Below are 25,763 nucleotides of genomic sequence, written 5' to 3' on the forward strand. Positions count from 1 at the left end.
GCCGGCCCGTTGGAGACTATGAAATGGCCTTGAACCCCGATATCGCGGCATACCTGGAACTGGTCGGCAACGGCCGCAGCAGTGGCAAGAGCCTGCCCATGCACCAGTTGACGGTGCAACAGGCACGCGAGCAGTTCGACCAGTCGTCGGCGTTGATGGACCCAGGCCTCGACGAGCCGCTGCCGCGCGTCGAGACGCTGTTCGTCCCGGCGCGGGACGGTACGCCGTTGCCGGCGCGCCTCTACAGTCCCCAGGGGCTGTCCGCGTCGCCGCCGTTGCCGGGCGTGCTCTACCTGCATGGCGGCGGCTACGTCGTCGGCAGCCTGGACTCCCACGACGCGCTGTGCGCCAGCCTGGCCGAGCGCGCCGGTTGCGTGGTGCTTTCTCTGGCCTACCGGTTGGCCCCGGAGTGGCGTTTTCCGACCGCCGCCGAGGACGCCGAGGATGCCTGGTGCTGGTTGGCTGCCGAAGCCGCGCGGCTAGGCATCGATCCGCAACGCCTGGCGGTTGCCGGCGACAGCGTCGGCGGCAGTCTGTGCGCGGTGTTGTCGCATCGCTTGGCGCTGCGGGGAGACGCCTCGCAACCGCGTCTGCAGGTACTGATCTACCCGGTCACCGATGCCAGCCGCACGCGCCAATCGATCGAGCGTTACGCCGTTGGCCACCTGTTGGAGAAGGACAGCCTGGAGTGGTTCTACCAGCACTACCAGCGTAGCCCCGAGGACCGTCAGGACCCGCGTTTCTCGCCGCTGCTCGGCGTGGTGCCGGCTGACCTGGCGCCGACGTTGCTGCTGGTCGCGGAGTGCGACCCGTTGCATGACGAGGGCATCGCCTATGCCGAGCACCTGCGCCAGGGCGGCGCCCGGGTGGAGTTGTGCGTCTATCCGGGGATGACCCATGACTTCCTGCGCATGGGTGCGATCGTCGACGAGGCGGACGAAGCCAAGGACATGATCGCCGACGCGCTGGTGGCGGCCCTGGCACCCTGAGACTTCGGCATTCGCCATGAAAAAACCCGCCAGGTTCTCCTGGCGGTTTTTTTTCATGAAGGCTGGGGCGAGGGGAGGCCAGCGGCCTCCCGAGACGCCTTACCAGTTGTAGGTCAGGTCGGTGGTGATGGTACGGCCCTGGCCGTAGTAGCAGTCGAGATCAGAGGAGCAACGGCTGACATACTTCTTGTCCTCGAGGTTCTCCAGGTTGACCTGCACCTTCAGGCCTTTCACCTGCAGCGGGGATTTCTCGAAGTCGTAGGACAGCTTGCCGTCGTACAGCGTGTAGGACGGGATGGTGAAGTGGCCGTCGGCGGTTTCGGTGCCGTCGCTGCCGCGGGTGTAGCGCGCGCCGATCCCCGCGCCGAGGCCGGCGAACGCGGTATCCGCGCCGAGGGTGTAGTCCAGCCAGACCGCGGCGGTCATCGGCGGCGTGCCGGCCGGATGGCGGCCTTTGCGCCCGTCGTTGTCCTTGGTGTATTTGATGTCGTTGCGCGAGAACGAGGCGATGACATCGAGATTGTTGGTCAGGCTGGCCTTGCCTTCCAGCTCGAAGCCCTTGGAGCGCATGGCGCCGGACTGCTTGCTGAAGTTGGGGTTCAGCAGATCGGTGGTGAGCACGTTCTTCTTGTCGATCTGGTAGACCGACATTTGGATGAAACTGTTCTGCCCCGGCGGCTGGTACTTGATGCCGGCCTCGTACTGCTTGCCGGTGGTCGGCTTGAAGGCCTTGTTGCCTTCGTCCATGTTCAACCCGCCGACCGGCTGGAACGACTCGGAGTAGCTGACATAGGGCACGATGCCGTTGCTGAACTCGTAGCCGAAGCCGGCGCGGCCGCTGAACTTCTCGTCCTTCGCGTCGACCTTGCCGCCGGTTTCCTTGGTGTCGGTCTTGGCCCAGTCATAGCGTCCGCCGAAGGTCAGGAACCACTGGTTCCATTTCATCTGGTCCTGCAAGTAGATTCCGGTTTGGTCGGTGGTGCGGTTCCAGCGATAGGGATTGGTGAAGGTGAACTTGCTGCCGTACACCGGCTTGTACAGATCGATGATCGTGGTGGGTTCCTGGTTCGAGTAGAGACCGAAGAACTTGGATTTGAAGTGGTAGTAGTCAATACCGATCAGCGCGGTGTGATCGATCGCGCCGGTCTTGAATTTGGCCTGGGCCATGTTGTCCATGCCGAAGGCCTTGTTGGTCTGCGACCAGTCCACGCCATAGCGCGTGGCATAGCGTCGGTCATCGGCACCGGTGTTCGGGTTGGGTACGAATCTGTAACCGTGCAGTGGCGCCACGTATTGGTCGTCGAGATAGGCGTAGCGGGTGTTCTGCTTGAAGGTCCAGACATCGTTGAGTTCGTGGCTGAACTCATAGCCGAACACGAACTGGTCGCGGTCATAGGAGTTCAGCCCCGGCTCGCCGATGAAGGTGCTGCGCTTGATCCGCCCGTTGGGCGTACTGAACACCGTGCCGTAGGCCGGCAGGCCTTGGGCCTCGGGCACGTCGTTGTCCTTCTGGTACTGGCCGTAGAAGGTCAGGCTGGTCTGCTCGTTGGGGTTCCAGGTAAAGCTCGGCGCCAGCATGAAGCGTTTCTGCTCGGCATAGTCGATCTCCGAGTTGATGTCCCGGCCCACACCGGTCAGCCGGTACAGGTAGGTGCCCTGTTCATCGAGCGCGCCGCCGACGTCGAAGGCGCCGTAGCGGCGGTCCTGGCTGCCGCCGCCGAGCACCACTTCGCGGATCGGGGTGGCGGTGGGACGCTTGGACACCATGTTGACGATGCCGCCCGGTTCGTTCTGGCCGTAGAGCACCGATGCCGGCCCCTTCAGCACCTCGATGCGTTCCAGGGTATAGGGGTCGATCTGCAGGGCACCGCCGGTACTGCCGCCGCCGTAGGGCATGTGCAGGCCGTCGAGGTACATCGGCGCCGGGCTGAAGCCGCGCGAGGTCGGCTCGTCGAAGATCTTCACCCGGTCGGCGAAGCCGCCGCCGGTGATCCCCGGAGTGTAGCGCAGGGCCTCGGTGACGGTCTGCGAACCGCGCGCCTTGATCTCATCCTGGGTGACCACGTTGATGGTCTGGGGGATTTCCTTGAGCGGGGTGTCGGTCTTGGTGCCGGTACCGCTGCGCTTGGCCACGTAGCCGTTGACGTGGCCCCAGGCCGACTCCTGGCTGGTGACGGTAATGTCGCCGAGGTCCACCGAGTCCGCCGAGCGCTGGGCGCTGATGGTAACGCTGGAGCCTTGCAGGCTGTAGCTGGCGCCGGTACCGCGGAGAAGTTCGGCGAGAGCCGCCTCGACGCTCAGTTGGCCGCGGACCGGGTTGCTGCGCAGGCCTTGCACTTCATCGGCGCTGTAAAGCACCTGCAACTGGCTCTGCTGGCCGAACTGGCGCAGGGCGCTGGGCAGGGACTGGGCGCCGATGTCGAACTGGATCTTCTGCGCTTCGGCCTGGCTGGCGATCGGCGCCAACAGGGCCATGGCCAGGGCGGCGGTGCTCAGGCGCGGATGCAGCGTCAGGGTGTTGCGCATCACTAGAGCCTTGGTGAAACGGGGGAGTGTGCGGAGTGCTGGCATGCTCTCTAGTACTCTTATGGATGTCATGATTGGGAATAATTGTTATTTGGTTTCCCATTGAGACGTTTGGTCGGCGCGAAACCGGAAAACAAAAATCGTTTTTCCCGTGTTCGCAGGCAGAGCGCTTCAGGCCGGTTGCAGCTCCTCGACCACTCGACCGCCGGCCAGACGCAGCAGTTGGTCGGCGCTGTCGAAGTAGCGGTCGTCATGGGAGATCACGATGATGGTCTTGCCCATTCGCTTCAGCTCGGGAAGCAGCTCGGTGTAGAAGATCCGGCGGAAGGTGGGATCCTGGTCGGCGGCCCATTCGTCGAAGACCAGCACCGGGCGCTTCTCGATCCAGGCATTGACCAGCGCCAGGCGCTTGCGCTGGCCGGTGGAGAGGTCGGTGGTGGTGAAGCTGCCGTCGCTGACGCTGACCTTGTGGGCGATTTCCAGGCGCTTCAGGTAGCGCCCGGCTTCTTCCGGCAACTGTTGCTCGCCGTCGACGAGGTCGTCGAACAGGTAGTAGTCGGCGAACACGGTGGTGAACAGCTGACGATAGTCGTCGCGCGCCTGTGCCGTCACTTCCTCTCCGTTGAGCAGCAGCGAGCCCTCGTGGGGCGTGTACAGCCCGAGCAACAGCTTGATCAGGGTGGTCTTGCCGCAGCCGTTCTCGCCGACGATGAAGAGGATCTCTCCCGGGCGGATCGTCAGGTTGACCGGGCCGAAGCGGAAGGGCGTCGAGCCCGGCACGCCCGGATAGCTGTAGCCGACATCGCGCAACTCGATGCTGCGCACCTCTTGAGCCGGTCTGGAGGCGTCGTTCTCGAGCAGCAGGTAGGGTTCGGGATTGGAGAACTGCTCGTTGAGTTCGGCGATCCGGCGCAGGGCGATACGGTTGCGACTGATCAGCGGCAACAGGCTGAGTACGCTTTCCAGCGGCCCCTTCATGAACAGCAGGGTCATGACGAAGCCGCTGAGCACGCTGCGGTCGGAGGTCGGCCACCAGGTCTGGACCGCCAGGGCGGTGCCGATGACCACGAAGAACAGCAGCGAACCGAAGGTGCTGGCAGTGAGGAATATATTCACCGAACGCACCTGCAGGCGGCAGATGCGCTCCACGGTCTCGTCCAGCAGACGCCCGTGCAGGCGCTGCCGGCGCGGGCGGTTGATGCGCAGCTCCTTGGCTCCCTCGGCCATGCCGCGGTAGTGCTTCTGCAGCAAGTCTTCCTCTTCGCGCGCCGCTTCGAAACCGGCCATTCCATAGCCGCGGGCGATGTACTGGGCGATGGTGCCGAGCACCACGGCGCTGGCGGCGACCAGGAACATCGGCAGCGACAGGGTGGCCAGGTAGCCCAGGCAGCCAAGGGTCACGGTCAGGGAGATCACCAGTTGCGGCAGGCCGAAGGCAAGATCGCTGACCGTATCGATGTCGTGGGTGAGCACCGGGATCAGGCGGTGCGTGCGATAGCGTTCGAGTTGTTCGATCGGGGCGGACAACACCCGGCCGCCGAGGGTCTTGCGCAGCCGGGCGATGACCTTCTGGCCGACGTAGTTGGTGCCGATGTTGGACAGGATCGAACTGAGCAGGGCCAGCGCGCAGATCGCGCTGAAAGCCAGCATCATGCCGCTGGTCATGCCGCCCTCGGCGTTCAGTACGCGGTTGATCGAGGTGAGCAGCGCGGTGATGGCCAGGCCGCCGACGATACCCAGTCCGATCGACAGGCTGAGCGCTGGCCAGAAGGGTTTGAGAATGCTCAGGAGTTCGCGAGTGGCGCTACGGGGTGTTGCGGACATGGGGTTTCCTCGGCGCGGCCGACTGGACGCAAGGGCAGAGAGGCGAATGGCGGAGTGGCGCACGCTCGCGCCTGCCCTGAAGACGAGGCCGGGGAGGGGAAATTTAGCCTGTGGCGCTGCTTCGCCGAGGCGTCCGGCAAAAGCGCAGGGGACGATAAATTCGGCGGCCGGCCGTTCGTTGCGTTTAAGTGAGAGCGACGCTCGAGCGGGTTCCCCGGGAAGCCCTTGTCGAGTCCAACACTGTGCCGGAGCACGCGCTCAAGTCCGACCCATTCCCTGAGAAAGACGAGATGACGAAAAGGAAATTAGCCTATATCTGGTCCCTGAGAAACGCCGCCGCCGACAAGGCCGGACAACAGGTGGCCTACAAGGGCGAGCTGCGCTACATGAAGTCCCCGCTGGAGTTTCTCGCCGAATCGCTGAACCGGACGGCGCTGGGGGACGCCTACGAATTGGTCGGGGTGATCTACGACGACGACCCGGAGCTGCCCCGCGACCAGCGGAAGATCGAGGACTACGGATTCGCCTACCGGCCTGGACAGCAGTGGTTCTACCCGGCGGAACTGGAGGTACAGGGGCGGCGCATGAACGATCTGCTGCTGAACGTGCCTTCCACCTACCGTCGCCACCCGCGCGGGAGCGCGGAGCATGTGGCCGGCAAGCGCGACTTCGAACGACGCCTGTACGAGACGCTGGTCGAGCTGCGCGCCGAGGTCGTCGTCCTCGACGGCCTGCTGGTCATCCTCGATGAGCTGGTGCGGCCCGGGGCGCCATTCGCCCGACGGATCATGAATATCCATCCCGGGGTCACGCGCGCCGACTCGCCCTACCAACGGCGCGGCGCCTGGGCGACCCTGGATGCATTGCATGGTGCGCGGGGTGAGAAGATCGTCGACTGGGCGACGATGGAAAGCGTACCGGTCGAACCCTTGTACCTGACCGGCGCCTCGTTCCACTACGTGGACAACGGCATCGATTCCGGCGAGGTCTTCCACGACGTGCTGAAAACGAAGATATCTCCCGACGACACCATCCTCGAGCTGCGTTGGAACAACTTCAACGACAGTCTGTTCCCGGCCTTGCACGAAGGCCTGGCTCTGCTGGCCGAGAAGGACTGAAAACGCCTGGTCGCGGATGCGCAAAGGCCGGAGCGACCCGCGTCGCTCCGGCCTTTCTTCGTCCGCCTCAGAGTTCGCGGGCCACGCGGAAACCTATCCAGTCGCCACGGGCGTCGGGGTAGGCATTGTTGCGGTTGCCCGAGCGCGAGAAGATCGGCGGCTCGCCCCAGTCGTTGCCGCGGATCTGCACCAGCTCGCACTTGTCCTCCATCCACGCGCTGCCGTCGCTCGGCGCGCCGTTGTAGTGGTCGTGCCAGCAGTCGGCGACCCACTCGTAGACGTTGCCGTGCATGTCGTAGACGCCGAAGGCGTTGGGCGGGAAGCTGCCCACCGGCGAGGTGAAGTTGTAGCCATCGCTGGCGCCGTAGGTGTTGGCGTGCTTGGCGATGCTGTATTCCTTGCCTTCGTCGAACGGGAAGGGGAAGGGGCCGGCGCTGCCGGCGCGGGCGCCGTACTCGCGCTCGGCCTCGCTGAGCATGCGGTAGTGCTTGCCGGTCTTCTTCGACAGCCAGGCGGCGTAGTTCTTCACGTCGTTGTAGTCGACGCACACCGCCGGCTGGCGAGGGCCTTGCTGGTAGCGCGGCTTGCCGGCGATGCATTCGCGGCCGGGGCGGGTATCGCCGTCGGCCAGCTTGACGCCGGTGGCTTTCAGGTAGGCGTCCAGTTCGCCGGCGGTGACCTGGTAGCGGCTGATGGCGAACGGCTTGGCGAAGGTCACGTCGTGCAGCGGGCCCTCGTCGGGCTGGCGGCCGACCTCGTCGTCCGGGGTGCCCATGGTGAAGCTGCCGGCGGGCAGTACGACCATCTCCGGGCAGTCCTTGCAATCCTTGAACACCGTGCCGGGTTTCTTCGCTTCGTCGGCGAAGGCGGGGGCGGTGGCGACGATCAGTGCGGCCAGGGCCAGGGGCGATAATGCGTGCATGGCGGTTCTCGTTGAGTGGCGAAAGGGGTCAGGCGAGTTGCGGGGCGAGGATTTCCAGCACCCGGTCGATCTCCGCCTCGTCGTTCAGCAGGCTCGGCGCCAGGCGCACCACCGGGCCGACATCGCGATCCACGGCGTCGCTGATTACCCGGTGCGCCATCAGGTGTTTGGCGACCGCCTCGCAATCGCGGCCTTCGACGCGGAAGAAGGTGAAGCCCGAAGACAGCTCGGGGCTGGTCGGCGTGACCAGGCGGACCTTGGGATGCTCGCCCAGGCGCTGCTTGAGGTAGGCGTTGAGCTGGTGGATACGCGCCTGGACCTCGGCCTTGCCCAACTGCAGGTGCAGCTCGAAGGCCGTGCCCAGGGCCAGGCGATGTTCGAAGGCGTGGTAGCCGCCAGGGGTCATCAGGGTGCCGAAGTTGTCGGCGCGGGAGAAGGTCGGGATGCTCGGCACCAGGTGCTCCTGGAGCTGTTCCGAGCGGGCGATGATGACCCCGGTGCCACGCGGACCGAACAGCCACTTGTGGGTGCCGGCGATGAAGTAGTCGCAGTCGAAGTCGGCGAAGCTGACGTCTTCCACGCCGAAACCATGCACGCCGTCGACCACGTAGATGATCCGGTCCTGTTCGTCGCGCTTCTGGTTGAGTTCGCGCACCAGCTTGCCGATCTCGCGGATCGGCAGCTTCACGCCGCTGCCCGACTGCACCCAGGTCATGCCCAGCACCCGGGTCTGCGGGCGGATCTGAGCGGCGATGCTGGACAGGATCTCGTCGGCGGAAACCCGGTGCGGGTCCTTGAACAGCGGGAACTCGCGGACCTGGGTACCCATGCGCTTGTGCCGGTATTCCAGGGTGGTGTAGGTGGAGTAGTGCTCGTGGGAGGAGGTCAGGATCTCCTTGCCCGGCTGCACCAGCAGGCCGCCGTAGATCGCCGCCAGGCCGTCGGTGGTGCTGCCGGTGAGCGCCACCTGGCCAGGTTGCACGGCGAAGTAGCGACCTGCCCAGGCGCGAGCCTCGTCCTCGTATTTCCAGATTTCCTCGCGATGCCAGTCCACCGCTTCGCCCGGGTTGCGGTCGAAGCGGACCCGCAGGCGCTCGATGGCCTCCCGCACCGGCCGAGGGTGGGAGGTGAGGAGGAAGTTGGCGAAGTGCAGATACTGCGGGTCGAGATCGAATTGCTGGCGCAGCGCTTTCCATTTATTGCCGGCGTCGCTCGGTACGCCTTCGGCGCGGAGCGACTGGGCAGCGGAAAGCAGCGGCAGGCCGGCGGCGAGAATGCCGGCCTGCTTGAGAAAGGTACGACGGTCGTTCATCGGGAGGTCCGTTGCGGCGTGGTCAGGGGGTAGCTGTCGGCTTGGCGCGTTTTTGCACTTCGCCCCAGGCGCGCAGGAAGTTGCCTCCCCAGAGCTTGGCGATGTCGGCATCGGAATAACCGCGGGTGATCAGTTCGGCGGTGACGTTGCGGATTTCGCTGACATCCTTCCAGCCGTCCACGCCGCCACCGTCGTTGAAGTCCGAGCTGATGCCCACGTGGTCGATGCCGACCTTCTTCACCGTGTAGTCGATGGCGTCCACCAGTTCCTTGAGGCCGGCCTTGGGCTCCTCCTCCAGGATGCCGTAGAGGGCGCTGGCGTATTCACCGAAGCGTTGTTCCGGCCAGATGGTGATGATCGGATCGCCCGGCATCAGGGCATAGTCCAGGCCTTCCAGGGGCGGCAGGTCGAAGCGCGCGCGCAGGGCGTCGAGCTTGTCCAGGGTCGGTTTGCTCAGCGGACGCAGGTAGGCGGGGAAGCCGACCACCTGGATCACGCCGCCACTGTCCTTGATCAGTTGCATCTCGTGGTCGCTGAGGTTGCGCTTGATGTCCACCAGGGCACGCGGCGCGGAGTGCGAGGCGACGATGGGCGCGCGGCTGAGGGCGGCAACCTGTTCCAGGGCCTTGGTCGACATCTGCGAGACATCGATGATCACCCCGAGATCGTTGAGCCGTTCGACCGCCTGCTTGCCTAGCGGGGAGAGGCCGCCTAGGGCGTCGGGCGAGTCATTGAAGAAGGGCAGCGGGCGCGAGGAGTCGGCCCAGTCGTTGTTGCCGACGTAGCTGAAGCCGAACATGCGCACGCCGCGGGCGGCCCATTTGTCCAGTTGGGACAGGTCGTCGCCCAGCGGGTAGGCGTTGAGCATGCTCATGACGATGGCGAACTTGCCTTCCATGGCCAGGCGGCGGAAGTCCTCGGGGGAGTAGGCGATGCCGACCTGGTTGGGAAAGTCGCGGACCATGCCGGTGAGAATCTTGTAACGAATTTCCTGCTGGTGGCGGGCTTCGTCGACGAAACCGGGGGTCGGCTTGTGCGGCGCGTTCGGGCCGTTCCACATCTCCGGCCAGCCGAAGATCGCCAGGGCAGCGCCGGACAGGCGTCCGCGGCCGGCCTTGACCAGATCCAACTGGCCCGGTCCGTCCTTGTCCACCTCGTTGCCGGTGGTGCCGAAGTCCAGCGGCACAGTGATCCGGCTGTCGAAGGAGAGGATGCGCTCGTGCAACTCCTCTGCGTGTTGCATGACCTTGCGCGGGTAGCCGGCGCTGCCCAGCCACTGGGTCCAGGCCAGCCAGCCGCCGGCGGCCAGCAGGACGATGAACAGTGGCAGGCCGAGGTAAAGCGCCGTTCTTTTGCGAGTTCTAGTCATTGCCGTCCCAGTCAGGTTCGAAATCGGTGGACGCCGGTCGTTCCGCATTGCAGAGCGGGGCACCTGTCAGGGTGGGACGAGGGCAGGGACGGAAAATTTAGCGGGCCGACGAATTCGCCGGGTGCCGCCAGCGACGCCGGCTCCGGTAAATTTGCCGATGGACGGAACGTTCTAGCTGGATAAAGCGAGCTTCATGGCTGAACAGGTAGGACGATGACGGTTTCTCGACGCGGATTCATGGCGGGTTTGGCGCTCACCGGAGCGGCTGCCCTGCCGGTGGCTTACTACACACATCGTCATCTGGCCCGCCTGCGCGAAGACGAGGAGCACCCGGCCACGCCCGGCGAAGCGACGCTGGACCTGGCCGCCACCGAGGCCATGCGCCTGGGCGACCGCCTGCGCGGTATCTGGGACCTGCGCCTGCTCGGCGCCGACGCCGGCCTGCCGGGGTTACCGCTGGAGGGGTTGGAGCTGGTGCTCGACGTGGCGCCCAGGGGGCTGGGCCTGATCGGATACCTGGATACTCCGGAGCGCCTGAGAGGGCCGCAGGAACCGCGCTTCCGCCTGCTTGGCGACCTGGTCGGTGCGCGCTCCGCGCGCATCCGCTGGCGCCTGGTGGACGGCAACACCGCCTCGATGACCCCGAGCTACGATTGCTCGGCGGTCTTCGACGAGGTCTGGGACAATCTGGCCAATGCCGGCGACGGCACCCTCAGCGGTCGCATCGAGCGCCTCGTGCGCTCGCCACTGCAAGCGCAGGAGGATTTCCGCTTCGTGGCGGTCAAGCGCCCGTTTCCGCTGGCTCGCGAGCGCATCGGCCTCAACGAACGCTTGCTCGCCTGGCTGATCTCGCCGCAGCATCGCCTCTTCCACCAGCTCTGGCATGCCTCGCGGGACAAGTGGCATCGACTTTCCGAGAAGCAGCGCAACGCCCTGCGCGGCGTCGGCTGGCAGCCTGGCCCACTGGACCGCGAGCGTGACGCCCGTGGTCGTCACAAGGACCGCAATGCTTCCGGTATCGACTTCTTCTTCATGCACCGGCACATGCTGCATACCGCGCGCTCGATGCAGGACCTGCCGTCCTGGCGGCGCCTGCCGCTGCCGGGCGTACCGCTGGCCCACGACCGGGTCGGCTTCCTGCGCTACTTCGACAACCCTGACGGCTGTTCCGTCCCGCCGGCCTGGGTCGCGGTGGACGACGACGAATACACCGAGTGGCTGCGTGGGCTGAAAAGCGCCGAGGGCTATCACGCCAATTTCCTGGTCTGGGAGTCGCAATACCAGGACCCGGAATACCTGGCGAAACTGACGCTCGGTCAGTTCGGCTCGGAGATGGAGCTGGGCATGCACGACTGGCTGCATATGCGCTGGGCTTCGGTGACTCGCGATCCTTCCAACGGCGCGCCGGTGATGAGCGACCGGGTACCATCGGACTTTTCCCCGCGCTGGTTCCGCCCGGAGAACGACTTCCTCGGCGACCCGTTTTCCTCCCATGTGAATCCGGTGTTCTGGTCGTTCCACGGCTGGATCGACGACCGCATCGAGGACTGGTATCGCGCCCACGAGCGTTTCCATCCTGGCGAAGTGCAGCGCCGCGAAGTGGAGGGCATCCAATGGTTCGCGCCCGGTCGATGGGTCGAGGTCGGCGATCCCTGGCTGGGCCCGGCGACCCATGGATGCGGGCTCTCGGATGTCCAGGCGAGCAGCAACTCGGTGGAGCTGGACGTGGAAACCATGAAGCTGGCTTTGCGCATCATCTTCAGCGAAGAAGACCAGTTGAGCGGCTGGCTCAAGCGTGCGCCGCGGCGGCCCTGGTACGCGCGCAACCTGAAGCTGGCGCGCGACCAGCTCAGGCGCTGAACGGCGAAAGAGCGAGTAAGGATGGAGGAGGCCCGCGCAACGCGGGCCTCAGTCTTTCCGCGCGAGACCCTGGCGGTCGCTCTGCCAGCCGCCGCCGAGGGCCTTGTACAGGCCGACCGAGGCCTGCAGGCGGGCCAGTCGCAGTTGCACGGCGGCATCCTGCGCCGCGTACAGCGTGCGTTGCGTTTCGAGGACCGTCAGCAGGGTTTCCGCGCCGGCCTGGTAGCGGCTGTCGGAGAGATCGAAGGCGCGCTGCGCCTGCTCCAGCTCCTGCTGCTGCCAGTGCAGCTGGCGGTCGAGGCCGTCGATGCTGTTCAGCGAGCGTTCGGTGTCGGCAAAGGCGGTGAGGATCGCCTTGCGGTAGGTTTCCAGCAGTTCTTCCTGGCGTGCCAGGCTGCGGTCGCGCTCGGCGCGCAGGCGGCCGTGGTTGAAGATCGGGGCGAGCAGGTTGGCGCCCAGGTTGTAATAGGGGTTGCGGAAAGTGTCGGCGGCGCGGTTGGCGCCGGACGACAGCGAGGCGCTCAGGGTCAGCTTGGGGAACAGCGCCGCGCGCGCCACCTGCACGTCGGCCTGGGCCGCGGCCAGTTGCGCTTCGGCGTTGGCGATATCGGGACGGCGGCTGAGCAGTTCGCTCGGCAGGCCCGCTCCGGTCTCCGGCCAGCGCAGGCTGTCGAAAGGCCGCTCGGCCACCTGTAGCGCCTGCACCGGCTCGCCGATCAGGGTGGCCAGGGTAATCAGCGCCTCATGGGCCTGCTGCTCGAGCAGCGGCAGCTGCTTGCGCTGGCTGGCGACCAGGCTGCTCTGCTGGGCGACCTCCAGGGCGGTGGCCGAGCCCGCGGCATGGCGGGTCTCCACCAGGCGCAGGACGTGCTCGGCGTTGTCCAGGTTGAGCCTGGCGATGCGCTGCTGTTCGCGCAGCGCCAATACCTGCAGGTAGCTGTTGGCGACGCCGGAGAGCAGGGTCAGCTCTACCGTTGCGCGGTCGTACTCGCTGGACTTGAGGCTTTCCAGGGCACTGCGGTAGGCAGCCCGGCGACCGCCCCAGAAGTCCACTTCGTAGCTGGCGCTGAGGCCGGCGGAGAAGGAGTCGACGGCATCGTTGTCGGAGGTCGCGTCGGTACCGCTGTAGCCCGAGTCGCGCAGGAGTTTCTGCCGGCTGGCGCCGAGCGTCGCATTCAGCTCCGGCAGCAACGGCGCGCCGGCGATCACCGCCGAGGCCTGGGCCTGGCGCACGCGGGCCACCGCCGCGCCGAGGTCCTGGCTGTTCAGCAGGGCGCGTTGCAGCAGGCTGTCCAGTTCCGGCGCGCCGAAGGCTTTCCACCACTGGCGGATGTCGCTGGCATCGCTGCGCCCGGCCGCCAGGTAGCGCCACTGAGGGGGCGCGGCCAGGCCGCTGTCGAGGGGCGCCGGCGTGCTGCCGCAGGCGCCGAGCAGCAGGCAGGCGGAAATCAGGGAGAGATTCTTCATGGACATGTCCGTCATTGGCTGGCCAGGGCGGCCACCGGGTCCAGTTGGGCGGCCTTGCGCGCCGGCATGAAGCCGAACACCAGGCCGGTGACCAGCGCGCAACTGAAGGCGCCGACGATGGCCGACAGGGAAAAGGCCACCGCGACCTGGCCGAGCAGCAGCACGCCGCCGATGCACAGGGCCAGGGCGATCCCGGCCAGGCCGCCGACCACCGAGAGCATCGCCGCTTCGGTGAGGAACTGGCGGAGGATATCGCCCTGGCGGGCGCCAGTGGCCATGCGGATGCCGATCTCGCGGGTGCGTTCGCGCACGGTCATGAGCATGATGTTCATCACGCCGATCCCGCCTACCAGCAGGGAGATCGCGGCGATCGAGCCGAGCATCAGCGACAGGGTGTTCTGGGTCTTCGCCTCGGCCTGGATCATCGCCGCGTTGTTGGTCAGCTCGTAGTCGCGCTGGCCGCGGTGCAGGCGCAGCATCAACTGGTCGATGGCGCGTTCGGCCTGGTGCACGCGCTGGGCGTCGGCGGCGGCGATGATCACGTACTCGGGGTTGCGCGTGCCGAACAGGCGGATGCTGGCAGCGGAGTAGGGGATGGCGATGCGGTTGTCGGCATCCTTGTCGCCGGAGCTGGAGCCTTTCTCGGCGAGCACGCCGATGACCTGGAACGGCACGTTCTCGATGAGGATGTAGCGGCCGATCGGGTTGGCGCTGCCGAACAGCTTCTTGCGCACCTTGTAGCCGATCACCGCGACCGTGGTGGCGGCGTCTTCGTCGCGCTCGGTGAAGTAGCTGCCCTCGGCCACCGGCCAGTTGAGGATTTCCGGGAAGTCGGTGTTGTTGCCGCCGACGTAGGCGTGGTAGTCGATGTTGCCGTAGCGCACCACCAGCTCGCCGCCGTTCACCGGCATGACCTTCTTCACCTGGGGCAGGGTGGCGATGGCGGCGACGTCGTCGCTGCTGACGATGCCCATCGGCGCGCGCGGGTTCGGCGAGTAGCCGCTGAGATAGATGATGTTCGAGCCGAACGCGCCCATCTGCGCCATCACCTGGCGCTTGCTGCCCTCGCCGACGGCGAGCATGACCACCACCGAGGCGACGCCGATGATGATCCCGAGCAGGGTCAGCGCGGTGCGGAACCGATTGATCCACATCACCCGCCAGGCGGCGCGCACCGCCTCCAGCAGTTCGGCGCGCCAGGCCCCCGAGGGTTCGCTGCTGCCCTCGGCGAGGCGCTGGCTGAGATCGTCGGCCTGCAGGTGGCGCTCGACGCCGGCGCTCGGGTGCGCCGGGCGCTCGTCGTTGGCGCTGTCGCTGACGATCTCGCCGTCACGCACCTCGATGATGCGCTTGGCGCGGGCGGCGACGTCGCGGTCGTGGGTGATCAGGATCACCACGTGGCCCTGGCTGGCCAGCTCGTCGAGCAGCGCCATGACTTCCGCGCCGCTGTGGCTGTCGAGGGCGCCGGTGGGTTCGTCGGCGAGGATGATATGGCCGCCGTTCATCAGCGCGCGGGCGATCGATACCCGCTGCTGCTGGCCGCCGGACAACTGGTGCGGACGGTTGGCAGTGCGCTCTGCCAGGCCCAGGCGCTCGAGCAGGGCCCGCGCGCGGGTGTGCCGCTCGCTCGCCGGGGTGCCGGCGTAGATCGCCGGCATCTCGACGTTTTCCTGGGCCGAGGCGGAGGGGATCAGGTGATAGCCCTGGAACACGAAGCCGAATGCCTCGCGGCGCAGCCAGGCCTGCTCGTCGCTGTCCAGTTCGGCGACGTCGTGGCCGGCGAAGTGGTAGCTGCCGGAGCTGGGCCGGTCGAGGCAGCCGAGGATGTTCATCAGGGTCGACTTGCCGGAGCCGGAGGCGCCGACGATGGCGACGAACTCGCCGGCGTGGATCGACAGCGATACGCCCTTGAGTACCTCGACTTCCGGAGTGCCATTGCCGCCGTAGCGCTTGCGGATGTCGCGCAGTTCGATCAGGGGGACGGGTTGCGTGGCGTTTTCCATCAGCTGTCGCTGCCGTCGGGAGCGGCCATCAACAGGCGGTCGCCTTCCTCCAGGCCGGCAAGCACCTGTACCCGCAGGCGGTCGCTGATGCCGGTCCTGATCTGGCGGCTCTGCGGCTTGCCGTTGCTGCCGACCACCCAGGCGACCTGGCCGCCCTTGCCGTCGTCGTGAATGGCGGCGACCGGCGCGGTGAGGATGTTTTCCGCGGTGGCGGCGACGAAGAACACCTGGGCGGTCATTTCCGCCATCAGTTGGTGGTCGCCGTTGTCCACGTCGACCAGCACGGTATACAGCACCACCCGGCCGCTGCCACTCTGCCCGCCGCTGCCGCTGGTGGGGCTGCCGCCGCCCTGGTTGCTCTGGTCCAGCGGCTTGGGTGGCACCGGGAGGATCTGCCGGACCTTGCCGGTCCAGCGCCGGCCTTCGCCGCTGAGGGTCGTGAAGTAGGCCGGCATGCCGGGCTTGACCCGGCCGATGTCGGCTTCCGAAACCTGGGCCCAGACGGTCATCGGCGACAATTTGGCGATCCTCAGGATCAACGGGGTCTGCTGCTGGGCATTGAGGGTCTGGCCTTCGCGCGCATCGACCGCCACCACCGTGCCGGACATCGGCGCGTAGATGCGGGTATAGCCGAGTTCGGCTTCGTCGCTGCGCAACGAGGCCTGGGCCTGGCGGATCTGCGCCTGGTACATCTCGATCCGTGCCTGGGTGGCGAGCATCTGCGCCTGGGCGCTCTGCACGTCCTCGGTACGCGTCGCGCCGCCGGCGGCCAGCCGCTGCTGGCGCTGGTACTGCTGGCGGGCGAGGGTGTACTGGGCACGTTGCTCGGCCAGCTGGGCCTTGAGCATCTCGATCGAATAGCGGCCGGCATCGACCTTGGCCTGCTGGGTGGAGGGGTCGATCTCGACCAGCAACTGGCCTTCCGTCACATCGTCCCCGGCCTCGACGTGCAACTTGCGGATCTGCCCGGAGGCCTGGGCGCCGACGTCGACGTAGCGCCGCGGTTGCAGGGTGCCGAGCGCCGAGACGCTGCTCTCGATGCTGCCGCGGCTGACGCTCACGGTGTCGAAGCTGTTGCTGCGGAACGGATAGGCCTGCCAGGCGGCCAGGGCGATCAGGGGGCTGAGGCAGACTGCGACGAGCAGTGCGCGACGAGTACTACGGGTTCGTCTCATTCGGGAATCCGGCCGGTGCGTGGAGAGACCGCCGCCGCTGGATCGGCAGGCTGGGCACTGCCAGATATACGAGGCCAGGGCGGCTAAATTTAACCTGGGTTCAGAGCTGGGCGTAACGGCTGCTGATGCGGATGCTGCCGTCGTCGCGGTGCTCGAGATCCACCGGCAGGACCTTCGGCAGGGCCTCCACCAGGTTGCGTATCTCGCGGGTGCTGTAGATGCCGCCGATGCGCAGTTCGGCGCTGGTCTTGTCGGTGAGGACCAGCGGATGCTCCAGGTAGCGGTTGATCAGCGGTAGGGCCTGAGCCAGCGGCAGGTCGTCGAGAATCAGGCGGCCTTCGCGCCAGGCCAGTGCCTGACGGGTATCGACCGCCTCGACCAGCGGTTGCAGCAGCCCGGGGTAGTAGCTGGCCTGCATGCCCGGGGTCAGGCTGCTGTCGTTGCCCGAGCCTTCGCTGCGGACCTTCACCGAGCCTTCGGTCACGGTGACGACGACGTTGTCCTGGTACTTCCAGACGTTGAAGCGGGTCCCGGTGACGGTGATCGAACCCTTGCCGGCCCTGACCACGAAGGGGTGGGCCGTATCGTGGGTGACATGGAAATAGGCCTCGCCGTTGTCCAGTACGACGCGGCGGATGTCCCTGAAGTTGGCGAAGCTGAGGTGGGTCTTGAGATCCAGTTCTACCTCGCTGCCGTCGGGGAGGGTGACGTGGCGGATATTGTCCTGCGCCGTGTAGCGTTGATAGCTGGAGGGAATCCAGCCCTGCAACCAGCCCAGGTAGGCCGAGGCGGGGAGCAGGAACAGAGCGAGCGCGGCAGCTCGCGCCTGGTTTCTCCAGTGGCGCCTGCGGGTAGTACGCGGGCGCGGCCAGGCCGGGGCGGCCGCCGGGGTGTCGGAGCGGCGGGGCAGCAATTCGCTGAGTTGCCAGATTTCTTCCATTGCTGCGTATTCGTCGGCGTGCCTCGGATCGCTCGCCAGCCAGCGACGGAACTCGGCACGCTCTTCCTCGCTACAGTCCTCGGCATGCAGGCGCATGCACCAGTGTGCGGCGTCCTGGACCAAGGTGTCGCTGTCGGCGGGGAGGGGTGTCTTCATCGAGGGTTCCGTTTGCGCCCTGTCGTCTCTGTTCGATGGCAAGGCTTTAAAGCTGGATGAGAATTATTATAAATTTAATGATTTCAGGCTGCCAACATCGCCTGTGGGGTTTCCCATTCTGTCAAGGATAGCGCTCACGCGGTAGCGAGCAGGAGTTGTCTTGGAAAACCATTATCGGGAGCTGTTGCGCTTTCTCAGCGCCAGGCTCGGAGACCGACAGGCGGCGGCCGACGTTGCTCACGACGCGTATTTGCGCGTGCTGGAACGCTCCAGTCAAGCGCGAATCGAGCATCCGCGGGCGTTCCTGTACCGGACGGCGCTCAATCTCGCGGTCGACGAGCATCGCCGCAGCCGGGTGCGCAAGGCCGAGCCCTTGCACGTCCTCGACGAGGAGGAGGGTATGTCCGAGCCTTCCCCCCAGGTACTCGAGGACCAGCGCCAGCGCCTCGACCTCTTGACCCTGGCGCTGAACGAACTGCCGCCGCTGTGCCGCGAGTCCTTCCTCCTGCGCAAGCTGGAAGGTCTTTCCCACAACGAGATAGCGGCGCACCTGAATATCTCCCGCAGTCTCGTGGAAAAGCACATCGTCAATGCGATGAGGCACTGCCGCCTGCGCATGCAAGCCTGGGAGTCCAGTTGATCCAGCGCGGTTAAATTTCGTTTCCCGGTCCTCGTTCCTAGTCAACAGACGCCCTTACGGGCCGCTCTTGACCTATCGCTCCCCGGTTTCGGGAGCCTATCCAGAGGACACTGGAAATGACCCAGGCTACAGCAACCGCCGTCGTTCACGACCTTATCGGTATCGGCTTCGGCCCCTCGAACATCGCCCTGGCGATCGCCCTTGAGGAACGCGCGAGGACCCAGGGGGAACTGCAAGTCCTGTTCCTCGACAAACAGGCCGACTATCGCTGGCACGGCAATACCCTGGTCAGCCAGAGCGAGTTGCAGATTTCCTTCCTCAAGGACCTGGTATCCCTGCGCAATCCAACCAGTCCCTATTCCTTCGTCAACTACCTGCACAAACATGGGCGCCTGGTGGACTTCATCAACCTGGGCACCTTCTACCCCTGCCGCATGGAGTTCAACGACTATCTGCGCTGGGTCGCCGGCCACTTCGCCGAGCAGAGCCGTTATGGCGAGGAAGTGCTGTCGGTCGAGCCGATGCTGGTCGAGCGCAAGGTCGAGGCGCTGCGGGTGACTTCGCGCAACGCCGAAGGCGAGGAGCTTGTGCGGACCACTCGCTCGGTGGTGGTCAGCGCCGGCGGTACGCCACGAATTCCCCTGGCGTTCCGCCACCTGAAGGATGATGGCAGGGTCTTCCACCATTCGCAGTATCTGGAGCGCATGCTCAAGCAGCCCTGTGTCAACGGCCAGCCGATGAAAGTCGCGATCATCGGCGGCGGACAGAGTGCCGCCGAAGCCTTCATCGATCTCAACGACAGCTATCCATCGGTACAGGTCGACCTGATCCTGCGCGGTTCGGCGCTGAAGCCGGCGGACGACAGCCCGTTCGTCAACGAAGTATTCGCGCCCGAGTTCACCGACCTGATCTACAACCAGGAAGGCGCGGAGCGTGAGCGCCTGGTGCGCGAGTACCACAACACCAACTATTCGGTGGTGGATATCGACCTGATCGAGCGTATTTACGGCATCTTCTATCGCCAGAAGGTTTCCGGAGTCCCGCGCCACGCCTTCCGTAGCCTGCGCTCGGTGGAGAAGGCCACGGCAGGCGCCGAGGGTATCGAGCTGGCGCTGCGTAATACCGCCAATGGCGAACTGAGCGTGCAGCGCTACGACCTGGTAATCCTCGCCACCGGTTATGAGCGGCAGTTGCATCGTCAACTGCTGGAGCCGATGGCCGACTACCTCGGGGACTTCGAGGTCGACCGCAACTATCGTCTGATCACCGACCAGCGTTGCCAGGCGTCGATCTACATGCAGGGCTTCTGCCAGGCCAGCCATGGCCTCAGCGACACCCTGCTGTCGGTGCTGCCGGTGCGTGCCGAGGAAATCTCCGGCTCCCTGTACCAGCACCTGAAGCCCGGCACTGCGGCCCGCGCCCTGCACGAGCACGCCCTGGCCAGCTGATCGGCGCCACGCCGCCACGCCCTGTGTTGCCCGTTTCCCCGCCAGGGGATGCCCGGCACGCAGGGCGTTTTCGTTGCATGTCCCGGCCGTTCCGGCCACCACTTTGCAGAGAAACGACATCGATGGGGATGCGTACCGTACTGACCGGCCTGGCCGGCATGCTGTTGGGTTCGATGATGCCGGTCCAGGCCGATATGCCGCGGCCGACCGGGCTGGCCGCGGACATCCGCTGGACCGCCTATGGCGTGCCGCACATCCGGGCCAAGGATGAGCGCGGCCTGGGCTATGGCATCGGCTACGCCTACGCGCGCGACAACGCCTGCCTGCTGGCCGAGGAGATCGTCACCGCGCGCGGCGAGCGGGCGCGCTATTTCGGCAGCGAGGGCAAGTCGTCGGCCGAGCTGGACAACCTGCCGTCCGACATCTTCTACGCCTGGCTCAACCAACCCGAGGCGCTGCAAGCCTTCTGGCAGGCGCAGACGCCCGCGGTACGCCAGTTGCTCGAAGGCTACGCCGCCGGTTTCAACCGCTTCCTCCGCGAGGCCGACGGCAAGACCACCAGTTGCCTTGGCCAGCCCTGGCTGCGGGCCATCGCGACCGATGACCTGCTGCGCCTGACCCGGCGCCTGCTGGTCGAAGGCGGGGTCGGCCAGTTCGCCGACGCGCTGGTAGCCGCCGCGCCGCCCGGAGCGGAGAAGGTCGCCTTGAGCGGCGAGCAGGCGTTCCAGGTCGCCGAGCAGCGGCGCCAGCGCTTCCGCCTGGAGCGCGGCAGCAACGCCATTGCCGTTGGCAGCGAACGTTCGGCGGACGGCAAGGGCATGCTCCTGGCCAACCCGCACTTCCCCTGGAACGGCGCGATGCGTTTCTACCAGATGCACCTGACCATTCCCGGCCGGCTCGACGTGATGGGGGCCTCGCTGCCCGGCCTGCCGGTGGTCAACATCGGCTTCAGCCGCCACCTGGCCTGGACCCACACGGTGGATACCTCCAGCCACTTCACCCTGTATCGCCTGGCGCTGGACCCGAAGGACCCGCGGCGCTACCTGGTCGACGGTCGTTCGCTGCCGCTGGAGGAGAAGTCCGTCGCGATCGAGGTACGCGGCGCCGACGGCAAGCTGTCGCGCGTCGAGCACAAGGTCTACCAGTCGATCTACGGCCCGCTGGTGGTCTGGCCCGGCAAGCTGGACTGGAACCGCAGCGAGGCCTATGCGCTGCGTGACGCCAACCTGGAGAACACCCGGGTACTGCAACAGTGGTACTCGATCAACCAGGCCAGCGACGTCGCCGACCTGCGCCGGCGCGTCGAGGCGCTACAGGGGATCCCCTGGGTCAACACCCTGGCCGCGGACGAGCAGGGCAACGCCCTGTACATGAACCAGTCGGTGGTGCCCTACCTGAAGCCGGAACTGATTCCCGCCTGCGCCATTCCGCAACTGGTCGCCGAAGGCCTGCCGGCCCTCCAGGGGCAGGACAGCCGCTGTGCCTGGAGCCGCGACCCGGCCGCGGCCCAGGCTGGCATCACCCCGGCGGCGCAACTGCCGGTGCTGTTGCGCAGGGACTTCGTGCAGAACTCCAACGACAGCGCCTGGCTGACCAACCCGGCGAGCCCGCTGCAGGGCTTCTCGCCCCTGGTCAGCCAGGAGAAGCCCATCGGTCCGCGGGCGCGCTACGCCCTGAGCCGGCTACAGGGCAAGCAGCCGCTGGAGGCGAAGACGCTCGAGGAAATGGTCACCGCCAACCATGTCTTCAGCGCCGACCAGGTGCTGCCGGACCTGCTCCGCCTGTGCCGCGACAACCAGGGCGAGAATTCCCTTGCCCGTGCCTGCGCGGCCCTGGCGCAGTGGGACCGTGGCGCCAACCTCGACAGCGGCAGCGGCTTCGTCTACTTCCAGCGCTTCATGCAACGCTTCGCCGAACTCGACGGCGCGTGGAAGGAACCGTTCGATGCGCAACGTCCCCTGGATACGCCGCAAGGCATCGCCCTCGACCGGCCGCAGGTGGCGACCCAGGTGCGCCAGGCGCTGGCGGACGCGGCGGCGGAGGTGGAGAAGAGCGGGATTCCCGACGGCGCGCGCTGGGGCGACCTGCAAGTGAGCACCCGTGGCCAGGAACGCATCGCGATTCCCGGCGGCGATGGCCATTTCGGGGTCTACAACGCGATCCAGAGCGTCCGCAAGGGCGACCACCTGGAGGTGGTCGGCGGCACCAGCTACATCCAGCTGGTGACCTTCCCCGAGGAAGGGCCCAAGGCTCGCGGGTTGCTGGCTTTCTCCCAGTCCAGCGATCCGCGCTCGCCGCACTACCGCGACCAGACCGAGCTGTTTTCCCGCCAGCAATGGCAGACCTTGCCGTTCAGCGACAGGCAGATCGACGCCGACCCGCAACTGCAACGGCTAAGCATTCGCGAATGATAAGCAATGCCTATCAGATCTGATGGGAAAAAAACTGACGGTTTTTCCGCGCTCGTTCGTCTTTAACCATAGAGGCGGCCCACAGCCGCCCGGTTCCAGGGAACACGTGCAGGCAGCGAGCAGGGATGCTCGGCTTCGGCGGGGACCCGCTACCCACTCGTCCACGAAAGGAGCGTCACGATGACCCATTCGCCCGTCAAACAGATGTTGAAGGAGGCCGGCCTGAAGATGAGCCTGGCCCGGCTGAAAGTGATCGATGCGCTCTGGGAAGCCTCGGGGGAGCAGGGCCGGGTGCCGATCCGCACCCTGCACCGGCGTCTCTCCGAAACCGGTACGCCGCTGTCCCTGGTGAGCATCCGCCAGGTCCTCGGGCGCCTGGTGGAAAGCGGCCTGGTGACCCTCGACGAACAGGATGTCTACAGCCCCGGCAAGGCTTCCTGGGGCGGTGCCGCCGGTTCCGCGGCGCCCGAGCGCCGCGCCGCGGCCAACGAGCAGCGGCTCTGACGCGGTATCCCTGATCTCGGGCAGCGGGTAAAGTCTGCCCCATGCTCAATCCCGACGATTTCCGTTTTCCTTCCATCGAAGCGTTGCAGGCGTTCGAAGCGGCTGCCCGGCTGGGTACCTTCGAGCGCGCCGCCGAACTCCTGTCGATCACCGGCAGCGCCGCCAGCAAGCGGGTTTCCGGTCTCGAGGGGATGCTCGGGGTGAGCCTGTTGCAGCGCGACGGCCGCTCGCTGGCGCTGACCTCCCACGGCCGCGAGTACCTCGAACAGATCGCGCCGATCCTCGCCCAGCTCGCGGCGGTTCCGCTGCATCGTCGCCAGGTCCAGCGCCAGCAGCGGCTGACCCTGCGCACGCCGCCGACCTTCGCCCGGCAGATCCTGATTCCGCGCCTGGCGTCCTTCGCCGAGGCCTGTCCGGAAATCGAGCTGGAGATTCTCCTGTCAAGTCCTTCGGACGGCCAGGACCTGCCGCTGGCCGATGTCGAGGTGCGCGGCGACAGCCATGGCGTGGCGGCCGGCGAGCGGCTGCTGGAGGAGCGCGTGCTACCGATGGCCGCGCCGGGGCTGCTGCTCGGCCTGCCGCGGCCCTGGACGCCAGCCATGCTCGCCGGCCTGCCGTTGCTGCGCTCGCCGCTGGAGCCCTGGCAGCCGTGGTTCCGCGTGGCCGGGCTGGACTGGCCGGAGCCCTGCGCCGGGCCGCGCCTGCTCGATTTGGGCATGACCCTGGAAGCCGCCGCCAACGGCCAGGGCGTGGCCCTCGCGCGACCCTCGCTGGCGCGCGCCTGGCTTGCCGAGGGGCGGCTGGTGGTGCTGTTCCCGCTGCGTTCGGCGCCCACCCACCATTACCACCTGCGCAGCCACCAGGCCTCGCCGGCCAGCCAGCGTTTCGCCGCCTGGCTGGCGGCGATCTGCCGCGAGGCGGTGGTCCAGGGCAGGGAATTCCTTCCGGCGGCGGACGACTGAAACGGCGGAATTTCCTTCCGCCGATGCCGACAATTATTCCGCCTGCGGCGGTACGTCGCGCTCTACCATCCAGCCACCCCCGAAGGAGTGGACTGCATGAGCGTCATCACCGATATCGAAGACCTGCGCCGCCTGGCGCGCAAGCGCGTGCCGCGGATGTTCTACGACTACGCCGACTCCGGTTCCTGGAGCGAAGGCACCTACCGCGCCAACCAGGACGACTTCGCCGCGATCAAGCTGCGCCAGCGGGTCGCGCGGAATATCGAGAACCGCTCGCTGCGCACCCGCATGCTCGGCCAGGAGATGGCCATGCCGGTGGCCATCGCGCCCACCGGGCTGGCCGGCATGCAGCATGCCGACGGCGAGATCCTCGCCGCCCGCGCCGCCGCCGAGTTCGGCGTGCGCTACACCCTCTCGACCATGAGCATCTGTTCCCTGGAGGACATCGCCACGGAAGTCGGCCAGCCGTTCTGGTTCCAGCTCTACGTGATGCGCGACCGCGATTTCATCGAACGCCTGATCGACCGTGCCAAGGCCGCCGGCTGCGACGCGCTGGTGCTGACCCTCGACCTGCAGATCATCGGCCAGCGCCACAAGGACCTGAAGAACGGTCTCTCGGCGCCGCCGCGGCCGACCCTGGCCAACCTGCTGAACATCGCCACCAAGCCGCGCTGGGCGCTGGGCATGCTCGGCACCCGGCGTCGCGGTTTCGGCAACATCGTCGGGCACGTCAAGGGCGTCGACGACATGGGCTCACTGTCCGAGTGGACCGCCCGCCAGTTCGACCCGCGGCTGAACTGGGGCGACGTCGAATGGATCAAGCGGCGCTGGGGCGGCAAGCTGGTACTCAAGGGCATTCTCGATGCCGAGGATGCGCGGCTGGCCGCCGACTCCGGCGCCGATGCGCTGGTCGTCAGCAACCATGGCGGACGCCAACTGGACGGCGCGCCCTCGACCATCAGCGCGCTGCCGGCGATCGTCGAGGCGGTGGGCGAGTGCATCGAGGTCTGGCTCGACAGCGGCATCCGTTCCGGGCAGGACGTGCTCAAGGCCATCGCCCTCGGTGCGCGCGGGACCATGATCGGCCGTCCCTATCTCTACGGGCTGGGCGCGCTGGGGCAGGCCGGAGTGACGCGGGCGCTGGAGATCATAGCCCGCGAGCTGGACCTGACCATGGCCTTCTGCGGCCATACCGACATCCGCGAGGTCGGCCGGGACATCCTGTTGCCGGGAAGCTATCCGCGATAGCTGCGAACGGCGAATGGAAGGGAAGAGCGCAAGCCGCGCGGCTCGACGGCCGCGCGGCAAACAGGATCAGGCGGCGGAACTCCAGCGCAGGACGATGCTGCCGTCGCGCTGCGGGTCGAGCAGCCACTGGTTGGAACGGTCGAAGCTTTCCAGCAGGTGGGCCCAGTCGCCCTCGTCTTCGCCGGGCAATCGGGAAATGCAGGCCTGGCAGGCCTGTTGCGCGGCCGGGGCGTGGATGATGCGCTGGATGCGGGTGTTCAGCAGGTCATAGGCCGTGGGCAGGGCGGGGATCGATGCAGTGTGGTTCATGGGTGCCTCCGCTTGCTTTCTCGGTTATGGGTGGGTGGATAAAGGAACCCTCGGTTCCGGCGAGATACCTTTGTAGCGGAACTCGTGTGAAGAAAGTATTGCAACGTTGTCGCAGGGGCACGCCGCAGGGATGTACGGCTCTTGGCAACGGCTCTGGCGGTAGGCGACACTGCGTCGCGAGGAAAATCGTTGCGCATTGTTTCAATGCGCGGAAAGGCGTTTTTCCAGGGATGGGCTTTGACCGGCACCCAGTGCAAGGCAAGGTGACCGGTACTTCTCGACGGATACGACTGCATGGCGTTAGAACCTTCCGATGTTTTGCTCGAATCGGTGTTTTGTCAGCTGGATGCCGACACCCCGCGTTCCCTCCATGATCTCAAGGGCGACCCCAGGGCCAACCTGCTGGCGATCCGCCTGCTGTTCCGCCAGGGCCGCATCACCGGCGTGCTGCTGGACGACCCCAGCGGTGCCGAGGACCAGCATGGGCCGTTGATCTACCACGCCGAGCGCCTGCGCGTGCGGCGCGGCTAACGCCGTTTCCCCTGGCCGAGCCGCTCGCTTTCCGGCGAGCGGCGAGGAG

20 protein-coding genes are annotated in these 25,763 nt (G+C 66.5%); 10 read left to right on the plus strand and 10 right to left on the minus strand.

Features of this window, described 5'->3' with window-relative positions; all coding sequences use genetic code 11:
- Positions 1-23: 23 nt before the first annotated feature.
- Positions 24-989 carry an alpha/beta hydrolase gene (locus AT700_RS13010; protein ID WP_003122673.1) on the plus strand — a complete coding sequence of 322 codons (966 nt, stop codon included), beginning with the start codon at positions 24-26 and terminating at the stop codon, positions 987-989.
- 99 nt (positions 990-1,088) lie between these two features.
- Here the strand turns inward: AT700_RS13010 and AT700_RS13015 are convergent, their stop codons facing one another.
- Both AT700_RS13015 and AT700_RS13020 read right to left on the minus strand, forming a co-directional pair.
- Positions 1,089-3,515 (minus strand): TonB-dependent siderophore receptor, encoded by a 2,427-nt coding sequence (locus tag AT700_RS13015; protein ID WP_003144001.1) that lies wholly within the window; start codon positions 3,513-3,515, stop codon positions 1,089-1,091.
- A gap of 171 nt (positions 3,516-3,686) precedes the next feature.
- Positions 3,687-5,339, minus strand: a complete 1,653-nt coding sequence (locus AT700_RS13020; protein ID WP_003116932.1) for a cyclic peptide export ABC transporter — start codon at positions 5,337-5,339, stop codon at positions 3,687-3,689.
- A gap of 290 nt (positions 5,340-5,629) precedes the next feature.
- Between AT700_RS13020 and AT700_RS13025 the strand changes: the two genes are divergently transcribed.
- Positions 5,630-6,457, plus strand: a complete 828-nt coding sequence (locus AT700_RS13025) for a pyoverdine synthetase F (RefSeq protein WP_003144003.1) — start codon at positions 5,630-5,632, stop codon at positions 6,455-6,457.
- Positions 6,458-6,524: 67 nt separating this feature from the next.
- Here the strand turns inward: AT700_RS13025 and AT700_RS13030 are convergent, their stop codons facing one another.
- The 3 genes from AT700_RS13030 to pvdM are packed head-to-tail and all read right to left on the minus strand — an operon-like array spanning position 6,525 to position 10,060.
- A complete protein-coding gene (locus tag AT700_RS13030) occupies positions 6,525-7,379 on the minus strand; it encodes a formylglycine-generating enzyme family protein (protein WP_003110606.1) in 855 nt (284 codons plus the stop codon).
- Positions 7,380-7,407: 28 nt separating this feature from the next.
- Positions 7,408-8,691: a pyoverdine-tailoring periplasmic protein PvdN gene (gene pvdN, locus AT700_RS13035; protein ID WP_003114503.1), complete on the minus strand. Its 1,284-nt coding sequence runs from the start codon at positions 8,689-8,691 to the stop codon at positions 7,408-7,410.
- Positions 8,692-8,713: 22 nt separating this feature from the next.
- A complete protein-coding gene (gene pvdM, locus AT700_RS13040; RefSeq protein WP_003450962.1) occupies positions 8,714-10,060 on the minus strand; it encodes a pyoverdine-tailoring dipeptidase-like protein PvdM in 1,347 nt (448 codons plus the stop codon).
- A 213-nt stretch (positions 10,061-10,273) separates the two neighbouring features.
- Here pvdM and pvdP point away from each other — a divergent pair, with 213 nt between their 5' ends.
- Positions 10,274-11,920, plus strand: coding sequence for a pyoverdine maturation tyrosinase PvdP (gene pvdP / locus AT700_RS13045; RefSeq protein ID WP_003163333.1), 1,647 nt, complete (start codon positions 10,274-10,276; stop codon positions 11,918-11,920).
- Between the two features lie 48 nt (positions 11,921-11,968).
- Here pvdP and ompQ read toward each other — a convergent pair whose 3' ends face one another.
- From ompQ to AT700_RS13065, 4 genes are all read right to left on the minus strand, one after another.
- Positions 11,969-13,393, minus strand: coding sequence for a pyoverdine export/recycling transporter outer membrane subunit OmpQ (gene ompQ / locus AT700_RS13050; protein WP_004343750.1), 1,425 nt, complete (start codon positions 13,391-13,393; stop codon positions 11,969-11,971).
- 5 nt (positions 13,394-13,398) lie between these two features.
- Positions 13,399-15,390 carry a pyoverdine export/recycling transporter ATP-binding/permease subunit PvdT gene (gene pvdT / locus AT700_RS13055; protein WP_003131508.1) on the minus strand — a complete coding sequence of 664 codons (1,992 nt, stop codon included), beginning with the start codon at positions 15,388-15,390 and terminating at the stop codon, positions 13,399-13,401.
- Positions 15,390-16,565 (minus strand): pyoverdine export/recycling transporter periplasmic adaptor subunit PvdR, encoded by a 1,176-nt coding sequence (gene pvdR, locus AT700_RS13060; protein WP_003089547.1) that lies wholly within the window; start codon positions 16,563-16,565, stop codon positions 15,390-15,392. The genes pvdT and pvdR overlap by 1 nt, the downstream gene beginning before the upstream one ends.
- A 100-nt stretch (positions 16,566-16,665) precedes the next feature.
- The gene (locus tag AT700_RS13065) at positions 16,666-17,661 is read right to left on the minus strand and encodes a FecR family protein (protein ID WP_003144014.1); all 996 of its coding nucleotides are present in this window, start codon (positions 17,659-17,661) and stop codon (positions 16,666-16,668) included.
- Between the two features lie 160 nt (positions 17,662-17,821).
- Here AT700_RS13065 and AT700_RS13070 point away from each other — a divergent pair, with 160 nt between their 5' ends.
- From AT700_RS13070 to lldA, 6 genes are all read left to right on the plus strand, one after another.
- Positions 17,822-18,301: a sigma-70 family RNA polymerase sigma factor gene (locus AT700_RS13070; protein ID WP_003122684.1), complete on the plus strand. Its 480-nt coding sequence runs from the start codon at positions 17,822-17,824 to the stop codon at positions 18,299-18,301.
- A gap of 116 nt (positions 18,302-18,417) precedes the next feature.
- Positions 18,418-19,749 carry a lysine N(6)-hydroxylase/L-ornithine N(5)-oxygenase family protein gene (locus AT700_RS13075; protein ID WP_003089540.1) on the plus strand — a complete coding sequence of 444 codons (1,332 nt, stop codon included), beginning with the start codon at positions 18,418-18,420 and terminating at the stop codon, positions 19,747-19,749.
- A 122-nt stretch (positions 19,750-19,871) separates the two neighbouring features.
- Complete coding sequence (gene pvdQ / locus AT700_RS13080; protein ID WP_016561917.1) at positions 19,872-22,160, plus strand: acyl-homoserine lactone acylase PvdQ; 2,289 nt, start codon at positions 19,872-19,874, stop codon at positions 22,158-22,160.
- A 180-nt stretch (positions 22,161-22,340) separates the two neighbouring features.
- Positions 22,341-22,664 (plus strand): transcriptional repressor, encoded by a 324-nt coding sequence (locus AT700_RS13085; RefSeq protein WP_003089535.1) that lies wholly within the window; start codon positions 22,341-22,343, stop codon positions 22,662-22,664.
- Between the two features lie 41 nt (positions 22,665-22,705).
- The gene (locus AT700_RS13090; protein WP_003114511.1) at positions 22,706-23,626 is read left to right on the plus strand and encodes a LysR substrate-binding domain-containing protein; all 921 of its coding nucleotides are present in this window, start codon (positions 22,706-22,708) and stop codon (positions 23,624-23,626) included.
- A 96-nt stretch (positions 23,627-23,722) separates the two neighbouring features.
- Positions 23,723-24,874, plus strand: coding sequence for an L-lactate dehydrogenase LldA (lldA, locus tag AT700_RS13095; RefSeq protein ID WP_048521088.1), 1,152 nt, complete (start codon positions 23,723-23,725; stop codon positions 24,872-24,874).
- A gap of 66 nt (positions 24,875-24,940) precedes the next feature.
- Here lldA and AT700_RS13100 read toward each other — a convergent pair whose 3' ends face one another.
- Positions 24,941-25,183, minus strand: a complete 243-nt coding sequence (locus AT700_RS13100) for a DUF1654 domain-containing protein (RefSeq protein WP_003089526.1) — start codon at positions 25,181-25,183, stop codon at positions 24,941-24,943.
- A gap of 294 nt (positions 25,184-25,477) precedes the next feature.
- On the opposite strand from AT700_RS13100, the gene AT700_RS13105 reads away from it, so the two are divergent.
- A complete protein-coding gene (locus tag AT700_RS13105; RefSeq protein WP_003104944.1) occupies positions 25,478-25,714 on the plus strand; it encodes a hypothetical protein in 237 nt (78 codons plus the stop codon).
- Positions 25,715-25,763 lie beyond the last annotated feature (49 nt).

Source organism: Pseudomonas aeruginosa, assembly GCF_001457615.1.
Lineage (GTDB): Bacteria > Pseudomonadota > Gammaproteobacteria > Pseudomonadales > Pseudomonadaceae > Pseudomonas > Pseudomonas aeruginosa.